The 13,041-nt window shown below is 59.2% G+C and carries 11 protein-coding genes and 1 other RNA gene; 4 read left to right on the top strand and 8 right to left on the bottom strand.

From position 1 onward, the window contains the following. Positions 1 to 566: 566 nt before the first annotated feature. From QMX97_RS05350 to QMX97_RS05330, 5 genes are all read right to left on the bottom strand, one after another. Positions 567 to 1,820 carry an integrase domain-containing protein gene (locus QMX97_RS05350; RefSeq protein WP_282396325.1) on the bottom strand — a complete coding sequence of 418 codons (1,254 nt, stop codon included), beginning with the start codon at positions 1,818 to 1,820 and terminating at the stop codon, positions 567 to 569. Positions 1,821 to 2,010: 190 nt separating this feature from the next. Continuing rightward, positions 2,011 to 2,407, bottom strand: a transfer-messenger RNA (tmRNA) gene (gene ssrA / locus QMX97_RS05345). Positions 2,408 to 2,509: 102 nt separating this feature from the next. Further along, on the bottom strand, positions 2,510 to 2,791 hold the full coding sequence (locus tag QMX97_RS05340) for a hypothetical protein (RefSeq protein WP_065910245.1): 282 nt from the start codon (positions 2,789 to 2,791) through the stop codon (positions 2,510 to 2,512). A gap of 135 nt (positions 2,792 to 2,926) precedes the next feature. Continuing rightward, positions 2,927 to 5,737 (bottom strand): FAD-binding and (Fe-S)-binding domain-containing protein, encoded by a 2,811-nt coding sequence (locus tag QMX97_RS05335; RefSeq protein ID WP_282396323.1) that lies wholly within the window; start codon positions 5,735 to 5,737, stop codon positions 2,927 to 2,929. 70 nt (positions 5,738 to 5,807) lie between these two features. Beyond that, positions 5,808 to 7,502 carry a lactate permease LctP family transporter gene (locus QMX97_RS05330; RefSeq protein WP_282396322.1) on the bottom strand — a complete coding sequence of 565 codons (1,695 nt, stop codon included), beginning with the start codon at positions 7,500 to 7,502 and terminating at the stop codon, positions 5,808 to 5,810. 251 nt (positions 7,503 to 7,753) lie between these two features. On the opposite strand from QMX97_RS05330, the gene QMX97_RS05325 reads away from it, so the two are divergent. Continuing rightward, on the top strand, positions 7,754 to 8,521 hold the full coding sequence (locus QMX97_RS05325; protein ID WP_065910250.1) for a GntR family transcriptional regulator: 768 nt from the start codon (positions 7,754 to 7,756) through the stop codon (positions 8,519 to 8,521). A 35-nt stretch (positions 8,522 to 8,556) separates the two neighbouring features. Here QMX97_RS05325 and smpB read toward each other — a convergent pair whose 3' ends face one another. Next, positions 8,557 to 9,039, bottom strand: a complete 483-nt coding sequence (gene smpB / locus QMX97_RS05320) for an SsrA-binding protein SmpB (RefSeq protein ID WP_060752280.1) — start codon at positions 9,037 to 9,039, stop codon at positions 8,557 to 8,559. A 167-nt stretch (positions 9,040 to 9,206) separates the two neighbouring features. On the opposite strand from smpB, the gene QMX97_RS05315 reads away from it, so the two are divergent. After that, complete coding sequence (locus tag QMX97_RS05315; RefSeq protein ID WP_005791512.1) at positions 9,207 to 9,641, top strand: type II toxin-antitoxin system RatA family toxin; 435 nt, start codon at positions 9,207 to 9,209, stop codon at positions 9,639 to 9,641. Next, complete coding sequence (locus tag QMX97_RS05310; RefSeq protein ID WP_120449947.1) at positions 9,634 to 9,936, top strand: RnfH family protein; 303 nt, start codon at positions 9,634 to 9,636, stop codon at positions 9,934 to 9,936. The genes QMX97_RS05315 and QMX97_RS05310 overlap by 8 nt, the downstream gene beginning before the upstream one ends. 63 nt (positions 9,937 to 9,999) lie before the next feature. Here QMX97_RS05310 and QMX97_RS05305 read toward each other — a convergent pair whose 3' ends face one another. After that, on the bottom strand, positions 10,000 to 10,527 hold the full coding sequence (locus QMX97_RS05305) for an outer membrane protein assembly factor BamE (protein ID WP_065910254.1): 528 nt from the start codon (positions 10,525 to 10,527) through the stop codon (positions 10,000 to 10,002). 98 nt (positions 10,528 to 10,625) lie between these two features. On the opposite strand from QMX97_RS05305, the gene fur reads away from it, so the two are divergent. Continuing rightward, on the top strand, positions 10,626 to 11,030 hold the full coding sequence (fur, locus tag QMX97_RS05300) for a ferric iron uptake transcriptional regulator (protein ID WP_003194220.1): 405 nt from the start codon (positions 10,626 to 10,628) through the stop codon (positions 11,028 to 11,030). A gap of 86 nt (positions 11,031 to 11,116) precedes the next feature. Here fur and recN read toward each other — a convergent pair whose 3' ends face one another. Next, the gene (gene recN, locus QMX97_RS05295; protein ID WP_106802600.1) at positions 11,117 to 12,790 is read right to left on the bottom strand and encodes a DNA repair protein RecN; all 1,674 of its coding nucleotides are present in this window, start codon (positions 12,788 to 12,790) and stop codon (positions 11,117 to 11,119) included. Positions 12,791 to 13,041: the final 251 nt, after the last annotated feature.

The following is a 13,041-nucleotide window of genomic DNA, read 5'->3' as shown; positions in this document are numbered from 1 at the left end:
GGCTGCAGCAGTGGTAGGAGCGCCCGTCTCTTTTCTGGAAAAAGAGACGGGCGAACGGTTGGCGCAAAACATCGGCCGAGCAGGTTCGTTGCTGCAGGGCTAAAGGGTTAGCGGGCAGCCGCACTAGGCGGATTGTTTAGAGGGCGTCCATCATTCTGGCGAATGACCGTGCGAGCCTCCGGGCGCGAATCGCACTTTGGGATGAACCACCGGGTTAGCGGCATGACCTTGAAGGCTCTGGTCATCTGGGGTGCTGCCTAAGGCAGCGCTTTGAATCTTCGTTCTATCGGTCACCGCGGCAAGGGTCAATTGGTGAAGGGCACATGGAAATGCGCCAGATTCCTCCTCTGGCGTGCTTTGGAAGTCTGTGGGTGTCAGTGGCAAAGTGGCCGTTTGTCGCTTTTCTAGTGTTAGCCCGTGAGCGTGGGGAAGCGAAGCCTCCCCATGCTCACGGGCTTAGCCGGAGAAGCCAAAATCGAGGCGAGTTGGCGACTGTCGCCATCCGCTCAGACGGCAAGGATGTAGATTGCACGCGGTCTGTCGCCAATGGCGCCGTTGTCGCCGCCCTATCGGATGGGTACTACGTTCCGATCCCTGGCCACATTCATCGCGCTGGCCGAGAGATTGCCTGCCGACGCCTTCAGAATGTACTCGCTCCACCAGGCCATCATCGGCCGCCGTCGCTCGATGTAGTCGGCTCGGTTGTAGGCACTGCGCACCTCATCCTTGTCGACGTGCGCCAACGCCACTTCGATGAGCTCCGGGTCCCACCCATGTTCATTCAATATGGTGCTGGCCATCGAGCGCATGCCGTGGCTGACCAGGCGGTCTTGGAAGCCCATGCGTTTCAATGCCATGTTGGCGGTCTGGCTATTGGCATGAGTACGAGGGTTTCGGTCTGCCGGGAAGGCGTATTCCCGATGACCACTGTGAGACTTCAGTATCTCCAGCAATGACATGGCTTGATCGCTCAACGGGATGCTGTGCGGGCGGCGCTTCTTCATCCGCTCCGGTGGGATAGTCCAGACTCGCCTTTCAAAGTCGATGTCTACCCAGCGAGTAGTTGCCGCCTCGGCGGGGCGAGTCATCGTGTGCAACTGCCACTCGATCAGGCAGCGGGTCGTGCGCTTGATACTGGCATTCGCTATTTCCAGCATGAACTCAGGAAGCTCCTCGGGTGGTAGAGCCGCCATATTTTCTTTCTTCGGTTTCTTGAATACCGCCCGAATCCCGCTGAGCGGGTTCGCGAAAATCATTCCCGAATTGACCCCGTAGGTCATGATCTCGTTGAGGCGCTGGCTAAGCCGCTTCACCGTTTCCAAGCTGCCTTTGGCTTCGATACGGCGAAGGATCTTTATCACCATCGGTGCGCTGACTTCCGAGATCGGAGTCGATTTCATACTCGGAAAAACGTGCAGCGTGAGTGAGCGCCAGATGTCCTCAGCATAGGCCGGCGTAACCGAGTCCTTTTTCAGCTCGAACCAGGCGGTAGCTACTTTCTCGAACGTATGTTCCGTCTCGGCTAGCTTGGCCTGCGCGAGATCATTGCGCTGAGCTTTGGGGTCGATCCCCTGCGCAAGTACTTCCCTAGCCTCAACCGCTTGCCGCCGAGCTTGTGCCAGAGAGACCTCAGGGTAGGAGCCGAGCGCCATGTTGATTCGATTTTTGGTGACCGGATGCCTGTAGTTGAAATTCCAGTGCATCGAGCGGTTGACCCGGACGCGAAGCTGCAGGCCGTCGCCATCTGTGAGGACGTAGTCCTTGTCTTTGGGCTTGACCGCCTTGAGCTGGCGGTCGGAGAGCGAGCTGTTTGAGCGCACATGGGAGAAGCTCCATGACACCTTTTGGTATTCCCAAGATTAGCCCCAGGTAGGCTGGAATACCACCGGGAATACCGGGATGGCTGGAACTCAAAAAACCGTTGTGACCCTCAAAAGAGCGGTAAACCCTTGATTTTACTGTCTTCCAGGCACAAAAAAAGACGTCCGTGGACGTCTTTTTTTGATCATTTGGTGGAGCCGGGGGGATTTGAACCCCCGTCCGCCAGTACTCCGCTGTCGGTACTACATGCGTAGCCGTTTCTATTAAGTTAACCCTCAGCGACCCGAAGGGCAGGGTGCTTTGGGCGAGTTGTGTAAGTTTTAGCCGCTTCGTCCACAACGTACTGCACGGCGATTCTGTTCTATATGACAATCACTTTGGGTTTACAGACATCCCCTGGTGATTGCTGGACCCGAAGGTACCAGAAGCTCAGGGCTAAGGCTGCTTACGCAGCGAGAGCGAATTCCTGGCCGTAGTTTTCGTCATTGGCAACTATAAGAAGTTGCAACAGTGGATTTACGAGTTCTGTTACCAACTCGGCATGCACCTAAAGTTTCGCGACCGGCGTCGAATCCTAAACGGCCCCGTGCTTGTAACTCGTTGTTTCTTAGTGAGTGACAAGCCTGTGCAGTGTACGCCAAACGCTCACGGAAGGCCAACCCGAAGGTTGGCCATCAGCGACGGCGTGTTACTGGTTGCCGCCTTTTTCAGTGTTCTGCAGGTCTTGCAGGGCTTTGGAGGTGATCTCGATGCACTTCTTGTCATCACCTGCAGCGTGGGCTGCTTTCGCCTGGGAGACGGCGGTGTCGATTTCTCCCTTCTTGCCGCTGGTGTCAGTGGCAAGCAAGGCTTGGCCGTTGTTGATTTTGTCCAGATTGATCTTGCACAGATCGGGCTCGCCCGCAGCGAAAACAGGGGAGGCCAGCATCGCAGCGGTAATGAACAAGCCAGCAAGAGCGGAACGCTTCATAGGGTATCTCCTTGCGCAAAAGGGCTCGACGCTGCTGGCGTTCAACGGCTGCCAGCGACATCACTGTTGAGCCTCGTTCGTCGAGGCCTATGCAGATGACTACGCCGGCGCGCAGGGGTTCGTTTTTTTGCAGGATTAATGCACGCGGGCCTGGGTGACCCGGTCCACGAGATACACCAAGCCGTGATAATCAATGCCTCCGTGCTGGCTCAGGCCGATCTCGCAGGTGCGGCTGGTGGAGAGGCCTTCACTGCAATGTTGCACGGCGTCTTTGAGCGAGCGCAGCGCGTGGGCGTTGAGTTCCGGCGTGGTGAAACCCTTGTCGCCGGCAAAACCACAGCAGTGGATGCCTTCCGGGATCACCACGGTTTTTGAGCAGCGTCGGGCCAGGTCGATCAACGCCTGGCTTTCGCCCAAATGCTGGGTACTGCAGGTGACGTGTACCGCAATCGGCGCTTCCTGGGGGGTGAAGTCGAGTCGGTCCATCAGGTGTGTGCGGATAAAACGTACCGGGTCGTAAAGGTCCAGGCGCGTTTCGCCGAGGTCTTGCACCAGGCGCAGGGTGCAGGGGCTGGTGTCGCAGTAGATCGGATCGAGTCCGCCACGGCTGGCATGCAGCAGCGCGCCGATCAGTTCCTGGCGTTTGTGCTCCGCCTGGTCGGCATACCCCTTTGAGGCAAACGGCTGGCCGCAGCACAGGCTGTCTTGATTGTCGGGGAACACCACTTGGTAACCGGCTTTTTCCAGCAGGCCACGGGTCTTGTCGTACAGCGACATCTGTTCTTTATCACTGGCGGACGGCCCCATGGCGCGTGAGACGCAAGCCGCCAGGTAGACCACGCGGGGCCGCTCATCGGTCACGGCCGGGCTGAAGCGGATGGCTTTCTCCGGCTGTGGCATGGCGCTGGTCCACTGCGGGATTTGCCCCTTGGACAACCGGGTTACCGTTGCAGACAGTTTCGCCAGGCGAGGGGCGCCCAACAGCATGCGCGCACCGTTGGCGACATGCAGGGTAAAGCGCGCACCTTGCAATGCCGTGGCGAAATGGGTGGCGAGCCATTCGGCGGTTTTCGTACGGTCAGCATCGCGGCTGCGCAGCTTCTTCACCAGGTCGCCGGTATTGATTCCTACAGGGCATCGTTGCGCGCACAGGCCGGTGGCCGCGCAGGTGTCGATACCCTGGTAATGATAGGCGGCTTCGAGTTCAGTGGTGTCGACGGCTGCGCGTTTTTTCGCCTGGATATCGCGCCAGATCACGATGCGCTGGCGCGGGCTCAACGTCAGGCCTTTGGAGGGACACACCGGCTCGCAGAACCCGCACTCGATGCACTTATCCACAATCTCGTCGGCTGCCGGTAGGGGCTTGAGGTGCTTGAGGTGGATTTGCGGGTCTTCGCTGAGTACAACATCCGGGTTGAGAATGCCGTTGGGGTCCAGCAGGCGCTTGAGCTGCCACATCAACTGATAGGCATCGCTGCCCCATTCCAGCTCGACGAAAGGCGCCATATTGCGGCCCGTGCCGTGTTCGGCCTTCAGCGAACCGCCAAACTCCACCGCCACCAATTGCGCGACGTCGTCCATGAACGCCTGATAGCGCGTGACTTCTTCCGCACTATTGAAGCCTTGGGTGAACACGAAGTGCAGATTGCCTTCCAGGGCGTGTCCGAAAAGAATGGCTTCGTCGTAGTGATGTTTGTCGAACAGTTCGATCAAGCGGTTTACGCCGATCGCCAGTTGTTCGACCGGAAAGGTGACGTCTTCGATGATCACCGTGGTGCCGGTTTTGCGGACGGCACCGACGGCGGGGAAGGTGTCCTTGCGGATCGCCCACAGGCGGGCGTTTTCCACCGGGTCTTCGGTGAAGTCGACTTGCTTCTCTACAGGGAACGCCGCCAGGGACGCCATGATCAGCGCCAATTGTTCGTGCAGCAGTGATGGGGAGGCGGCGCGCGATTCGATCAGCAGCGCGCAGGCATTTTCCGATAAGTGCTGTACGAAAGCCGGCATGCCGGGTTTGTCCTGTACCGAGCGCATGCTGCGCCGGTCCAGCAGCTCCACTGCCGAGACCGGCTGGGTTTTCAGCACGGTCACCGCGTTGCAGCAGGTCTCGACATCCGGGAACACAATCAGCGCCGACGCTTTGTTGGGGTGGTCGATCACTGTGTCGTAGGTCACTGCGCTGATAAAGCCCAGGGTGCCTTCGGAGCCGACCAGCAGATGGCTGAGGATATCCAGCGGTTCATCGAAATCCACCAGGGCATTGAGCGACAGGCCGGTGGTATTTTTCAGACGATACTTGTGGCGGATTTTTGCCGCCAGTTCGGCATTTGCCCGCGTCTCGCGGCCGAGTGTCGCCAGTCGCTCAAGCAGGGCTGCATGGTGTTTTCGAAACGCTGCAACGCTGGCTGCATCCTCGGTGTCCAGTCGACTGCCATCAGCCAGTACCAGACGAATCCCGGCCAGGGTGTGATAGGTGTTCTGCGCAGTGCCGCAGCACATGCCGCTGGCATTATTGGCAACGATGCCGCCGATCTTGCAGGCATTGATCGACGCTGGATCCGGCCCGATCTTGCGCCCGAACGGCGCCAGCCACGCATTGGCCTGGGCGCCGATGACGCCGGGCTGCAGGCGGATCTGCGTGCCTTGCCCACGAATCTCGCGGCCGTTCCAGTTGTCACCCAGCACGATCAGTACTGAATCGCTGATAGCTTGCCCGGACAGGCTGGTGCCCGCGGCGCGGAAGGTCACCGGCACGCGGTCGCGTTGGGCCAGTTGCAGCAGTGCGACGACTTCGTCTTCCGACTCCACGCGGATCACTAGCTGTGGGATCAGTCGATAAAAGCTGGCGTCGGTACCGAATGCGAGGGTGGAAAGTGGGTCGTCGAAACGCCGATCCTTCGGGATCAGCTGTATGACGTCGGCAAGGAAAGCGGCAGGCAGACTCATCGGTCCTCCAGAAATAGCTGACGCCGGAACCGTTGTCCGGCGTCGATTCTTACCCTATTGCGTGCAGGTCTCAGTGCACCAGCATACCGGTGAACCAGTAGGCCTGCGCCAAGGTGATCAGCCCGACGATCGTGGCAAAGAACAGGCTGTGCTTGAGGGTGAAGCGGAACAGGTCGGATTCCTTGCCCACCAGGCCAGTGGCTGCGCAGGCGACGGCGATTGATTGTGGCGAGATCATCTTGCCGGTCACGCCGCCGCTGGTGTTTGCCGCGACCAGCAGGGTGTCGTTGACGCCGATCTGATGCGCGGTGGTGGCTTGCAGCGAGCTGAACAGTGCATTGGATGAGGTATCGGAGCCTGTCAGGAAAACCCCCAGCCAGCCGAGGAAAGGCGAGAAGAACGGGAAGGCCGCCCCGGTGCCGGCCAGCACCAGTGCCATGGTCGACGACATGCCGGAATAATTGGTGACGAAGGCGAACGCCAGCACCATGCCGATCGACAGGATGGGCCAGCGCAGCTCGTAGAAGGTCTCTTTTAAAGTGGTAAGACCAGTTTTGATATCGATCTTCAGCACCAGCATCGACACCAGTGCCGAGAAGAAAATCGCAGTGCCGGTGGCCGAAATCGGGTCCAGCTTGAACACGGCCGGGATCGCGGTGGGATTGGTGACGATGGGCGCCACCTTGATCACCAATTGGTCCAGGTGCGGAATCGCGAAGTTGAACACCCAGCTGTACATCGAGCCGCCGGCGGCAAACATTGCCTTGAACGGTTTGAGCGTCCAGATGGTGACCAGCACGGTCAGGATCAGGAACGGCGACCAGGCCTTGAAAATCAGCACCAGGCTGTAGGGCGAAGCAACGGTGTTGCGCGGCAGGCCGAAGCCGCCAGCGCTGGCGGTGACTGCTGCGCTCGACGTGGCGCCGGCAATCTGCGCGCCCGCGGTGCGCTTGGGTTGCCAGACTTTGAGGAATAAGGTCAGGGCAATCAGGCTGGCCAGGGCCGAGGTGATGTCCGGCAGTTCCGGGCCAATGAAGTTGGAGGTGAAGTACTGGGTGACGGCGAAGCTCAAGCCAGCCACCAGCGCCGCCGGCCAGGTTTCGCGCACGCCGCGCATGCCATCCATCATGAACACCAGCCAGAACGGCACGAACAGCGACAGCAGGGGCAGTTGGCGGCCGGTCATGGCGCCGATCTTGAATGCGTCGATGCCGGTCACCTGGCCGGCCACGATGATCGGGATCCCGAGTGCGCCGAAGGCGACCGGCGCGGTGTTGGCGATCAAACACAGGCCGGCGGCATACAGCGGGTTGAAGCCCAGGCCTACCAGCAGCGCGGCAGTGATCGCCACGGGGGCGCCGAAACCGGCGGCACCTTCCAGGAATGCGCCGAAGCAGAAGCCAATCAACAGCACTTGCAGGCGTTGATCGTCAGTGATCGACAGCACCGAGCTGCGGATGATTTCGAATTGGCCGCTCTTGACCGTCAGTTTGTACAGGAACACGGCCGCCACGATGATCCAGGCGATAGGCCACAGGCCGTAGGCGAAGCCATAGCCGGCGGCAGCCAGCGCCATGTCTACCGGCATCTGGAAGGCGAAGATCGCGACCAGGATCGAGAGCGCCAGGGTAATGCTCCCGGCAACGTGGCCTTTGAGGCGGAACACTGCCAGGGCCAGGAAGAAGAATACGATCGGGATAACGGCGGCCAGTGCGGACAGGCCGAGGCTGCCGAGCGGGCTGTAGAGCTGTTGCCAGGTTTGCATATGGGGTGGCCCCTGATTGTTGTTGTTTAGTCAGCTTGGATAATTGGTAATACCAATTTACAATCGCTGTGGGCTAGGTTAAAAGGCTTCGGGCCGGTGTGTCAATTTGCCGCTTGCGAAACTTTGGTCTCATGTCTGCGAGGACGGGGAGCTGAGCGGATAAATCCAAGGCGTTCTGATAGGTGCTGCAAGCGCGGCGATAGGCCAGAATAGAGGGCCCGGCGAGTGGTTGGGATGGTGGAGAGTGAGTTATGGGGTTTGATCAGGTGCGTCAGCGCCGTTTGTCTGACGATATTGTCGAGCAGCTTGAGGGCATGATCCTTGAGGGCACGCTGAAGTCGGGTGAGCGCTTGCCGGCCGAACGGGCCTTGGCTGAGCAATTTGGCGTGTCGCGCCCGTCATTGCGCGAAGCAATCCAGAAGCTGGCGGCCAAGGGCTTGCTCGTGAGTCGTCAGGGCGGTGGCAACTATGTCGCGGAGTCGCTGGGGTCTACGTTCAGTGATCCACTGTTGCACCTGTTGGAGAACAATCCCGAAGCGCAGCGTGACTTGCTGGAGTTTCGCCAGACCCTGGAAGCTTCTTGTGCTTATTACGCCGCATTGCGCGCCACCGAGGTGGATCGCGAGCGGCTGACGGCGGCGTTCGAAGCACTGCAGGATTGCTACACCCGCGCCGATGACGTGAGCCGGGCGGAGGAGGGGGCGGCGGATGCAAGGTTCCACTTGGCGATTGCCGAGGCCAGCCACAATGCGGTGCTGCTGCACACGATTCGCGGCTTGTTCGATCTGCTCAAGCGTAACGTGGTCACCAACATCGGCGGCATGTATCAGCAGCGCACGGAAACCCGTGACATGCTGATCAGTCAGCACCGGGATTTGTACCTGGCGATTATCGAGGGGCGGGCGGAGCAGGCGCGAGAGGTTTCAACACGTCACCTGCTGTATGTGCAGGAAGTGTTGGAAGAGGTGCGTCAGGAGGTTCAGCGCGTGGCGCGTGCCGAGCGGCGCAAGGGGATGTAGCCGCGGGCGTTCCCGAAGCTACACCGAGACAAGGATTATTCTTCCTTGCCCTTGTTGCGTACGGCGCGGTGCAGTTCCCGGTTGGAATCGCGCTCGCGCTCGGTATCACGCTTGTCGTATTCCTTCTTGCCCTTGCCCAGCGCGATCTCACACTTGACCAGGTGCTTGCTCCAATACCAGGACAGGCAGACGCAGGCATAGCCCTTCTGCTGCACGGCGGCGGCGAGCTTGTCGATCTCGCGGGCGTTGAGCAGCAGCTTGCGCGTGCGCACCGGGTCGGCAATCACGTGGGTGCTCGCGGTGGTCAGCGGAGTGATATGACTGCCGAGCAGCCACGCCTCGCCATCCTTGAGCAGCACATAGCTGTCGACCAGTTGCAGCTTGCTGGCGCGCAGACTTTTTACTTCCCAGCCGGCCAGGACCAGACCAGCCTCGAAACGATGTTCGATGAAGTAATCGTGTCGCGCCTTTTTATTTTGCGCGATGGTCCCTGTGGGGTGTTTCTTTTGTTTAGCCATAGGGGCGGCATTATAGGGAGTTGCGAGCGTGTCGGCTACGGTCAACCTGCGTGCTTGAGCGTGTTGGACGAATCCCGGACAATGCAGGCAGTTCTTTGGTTTTTTTCTCTCGCGGATCGGGCTGTTCTTTCGCGATGTTTTGCCTCAGCAGTGGAAATGACGCACACATGACGACGCATATTCAACGTTCGGCGTTGCTGCCCTATCCGGCACAGGCGCTCTATGACCTGGTCAACGACGTTGCGCGTTACCCGGAATTCCTGCCTTGGTGCTCGACTGCCGAGGTGCTGGAAAGCAGTGATGAGCACATGGTCGCCAGCGTTGGTGTGGCGAAGGGCGGTCTTAGCCAGCATTTTGTTACGCGCAATGTGCTGGTGCCCGGGAAATCCATTGAAATGAATCTGCAGGAGGGGCCGTTCACCCAATTGCATGGTGTGTGGGTGTTCAAGGCGCTGACGGACAAGGCGTGCAAGATCAGCCTGGACCTGTCGTTTGATTACGCGGGGCCTATCGTGCGAGCAACACTGGGGCCACTGTTCAATCAGGCGGCCAATACCCTGGTGGATGCGTTTTGCCAGCGAGCCAAGCAACTGCATGGTTGAGATTGAGGTGGTATACGCCGCAGAAGATCGGCAGGTGTTGCTGGCGGCGGCGGTTCCCGAAGGCACCAGCTTGCGAGCGGCGGTGCAGGCTTGCGGGATCGAGGCGCAGTTTCCGGCGCTGGATCTGGCTGATTGCCCTTTGGGGATATTTGGCAAGGTGATTGCGGACCCCGACGTGCGAGTCGTGCAGGCGGGCGATCGTATTGAGATTTACCGGCCTTTGCTGGCCGATCCTAAAGAGGTGCGCCGCTTGCGTGCAGCCAAGGCGGCGCTGGCCAAACAGCAAAATCCATAGGCTTGCCAAGCAGCAGGCAATAAAAAACCCGGCATGCCGGGTTTTTTATTGGGCGCCGCTCAGTTACTGCGGGCTGGTGTCCAGAGGCTGTGGCGTCGGGACCGGCACAGTTTCTACGCCGTCGACGTCTTTCTGGATCTTGTCGAGCAATGAGCCTGGTTTGGCTGGCACTTCAGACTTCGGCTTCTCGTTTTCCTGCGCAGGGGCAGTCACGTTGGCGCCGTTGTCCTTGCCGAGCAAGGCTTCATCTCGGCTCACGCCGGGCATGAAGTCACCAGACAGGCTGACGAGTTGGTCATTGCCATTGAAAATGACGCTGACGCGCTCCTGCTGGCGTTCACCGCCACCCGGCTGGATGCTGTAGAGATAATCCCAGCGATCAGCATGGAAAGTGTCGGTCAGCAGGGGGTTGCCCATGATAAACCTTACTTGCCGTCGGGTCATTCCCGGGCGTAACTGGTCTATCATGTCCTGCGTGACGACATTGCCCTGCTGGATGTCGATTTTGTAAACCCCGGGGAATGAACAACCGGCGAGTGCGAGCAGTCCCACAAAGGTGAAACTGGTTAGCAAGAGCTTGGTGTTTTGCATCGGTGGGCGACTTCCACTATCTTGGCTGGGACAACGTAAACGCCGATCATACCCGTATTAAGAGAAGCTGCGAAGCAGCATCCGCGAGAAAGCTAACCATGGTTGAAAATAGCGAACTACGCAAAGCCGGTCTTAAAGTGACTCTGCCACGAGTCAAGATTCTACAAATGCTCGATTCTGCTGAGCAGCGCCACATGAGTGCCGAGGATGTTTACAAGGCGCTGATGGAGTCTAACGAGGACGTTGGCCTGGCCACGGTTTACCGTGTGCTGACCCAGTTTGAAGCCGCAGGGCTGGTGGTTCGTCATAATTTCGACGGCGGTCATGCAGTGTTTGAATTGGCTGACGGTGGTCATCACGACCACATGGTTGACCTGGATACCAATGAGGTTATCGAGTTCACCAGCCCTGAGATCGAAGCGCTGCAGCATAAGATTGCTGAGGAGCATGGCTTCGATCTGGTTGACCATAATCTGGTCCTGTACATCCGTAAGAAAAAGTAAAAATCGACGCAGATTCACTCTGCGAAACGATCGAAGGCGACCCTAGGGTCGCCTTCGTGCTTCCTATAAGGGAGAAAATGCTGGCTTCAGGCTTTCGCGGCCACCACCATTTTCTTCGCGTGGGCCAGGGACTCTTTGGTCAGGTCGATACCGCCGAGCATCCGAGCCACTTCTTCCACACGTTCCGACTTGTTCAGCTTCGACACGGCTGTGTGTGTCGCTTCATCGCCGCGCACCTTGTGTACAAACAGGTGTTGATGCCCCTGTGCCGCTACCTGTGGCAAGTGAGTCACTGTCAGCACCTGGCCTCTATCCCCCAGGCGTCGCAACAACTGGCCAACGATCTCTGCGGTCGGCCCGCCGATACCGACGTCCACTTCGTCGAATACCAGCGTAGGCACCCGTGACGTTTGGGCGGTAATCACCTGGATCGCCAGGCTGATGCGCGATAATTCGCCGCCGGATGCCACTTTTGCCAGCGCCTTGAGCGGCTGGCCAGGGTTGGCGCTGACCAGCAGTTCTACCTGCTCCAGGCCGTGGGGCTGCAGCTCATTGCTGGCATTGGCGCGCAATTCAATCGTGAAGCGCCCACCCGGCATGCCCAGGCGCTGGATCTCTTGCTCTACGGCACTGGCCAGGCTGGCGGCTGCTTGCTGGCGCAGGTCGCTCAGTTCGCGGGCCTTCTCTTGATAATGACGGGCAAAGGATGCGAGTTCATCGCCCAATCGTTCGATGGATTCGTCGTTGGCATTCAGTGTTTCGATTTCATCCAGCAGCTTTTGCTGCATCGTGGCCACTTCGGTGGGCTGGATTCGGTGTTTGCGCGCCAGGGTGTAGATAGTGTCCAGGCGCTCCTCTATTTCCTGCAGGCGGGAGGGGTCGGCATCAAAGTGGTCGAGGAAGCGATTCAACTCGCCCACGGCTTCTTCTACCTGGATCTGCGCACTGGTCAGCAGGGTGGTGGCTTCGCTGAGCGAGCCCGAAGCATTGTTGACGCTGGACAGTCGGTTGAGGCTGGCCGTCAGTGCGTTGAGCACATTGCCGGAATCGCTTTCGCTGCATTGCTCCACCACTTGGCGGCAGATGCCCAACAGGGTTTCGGCATTGGTGAGGTTCTTGTGTTCCTGTTCGAGTTGTTCCAGCTCAGTCTCGCCGAGTGCCAGGCTTTCGAGTTCTTCAAGCTGGTAGCTGAGCAGTTGATGGCGAGCGCGCTGCTCGTCGCCGGAGTTGGAGAGTCGCTCCAATTCCTGGCGGGTCTGGCGCCAGCGTTGAGCGGCAAGCTGCACCTGGCGGGCCAGGTCGGTGGCGCCGGCATATTCGTCGAGCAGGCGGCGGTGGGTGTCGGTTTTCAGCAGGGACTGGTGTTCATGTTGGCTGTGGATATCGATGAGCAATTCGCCCAGGGCTTTCAGGTCGCCAAGCGGGCAGGGCGTGCCATTGATGTAGCCGCGCGAGCGCCCTTCGGCGGTGATCACCCGGCGCAGGATGCACGGCCCCTCATTATTCAGGTCGCGCTCGGCGAGCCAGGCCTCGGCTTCGGGGATGTCTGCCAGGTCGAAGGTAGCCAGGATGTCGGCCTTGTCCGCACCCGGACGCACCACGCCGCTGTCGGCGCGATCGCCCAGGGTCAGGCCGAGCGCGTCGAGCATGATCGATTTGCCGGCGCCGGTTTCGCCTGTGATTACGCTCATCCCGCGATCCAGTTCGAGATCCAGGTGTTCAACGATGGCGTAGTTATGTACGGACAGGTGCACGAGCATGAACGTCGCTCCCAGGCTTTAGGTCTGGTTATTTATACAGTGTTTTATTCAGGGCTGACAATCCTGGCGCTTAGCTCGATTTGCTTGAGTCGCCACTTTTTTTAGCGCAATGAGGAATGATGGGGCAGGAATTGATCCCGGTCATGGGAAAGACTTTTGGTAACGCCTGCGCCCTTGAACCCTGAAATTGTGGCCCCATATACCGGAACAGAAGCGCGAGTTGAGTTCGCGCATGATTTTGAAAGGAGAAA

The sequence above is a fragment of the Pseudomonas sp. PS01298 genome, assembly GCF_029959745.1.
GTDB lineage: Bacteria > Pseudomonadota > Gammaproteobacteria > Pseudomonadales > Pseudomonadaceae > Aquipseudomonas > Aquipseudomonas aylmerensis.
The sequence above is the reverse complement of the archived record's forward strand: the minus strand, read 5'-3'. Positions and strand labels throughout refer to the sequence as shown.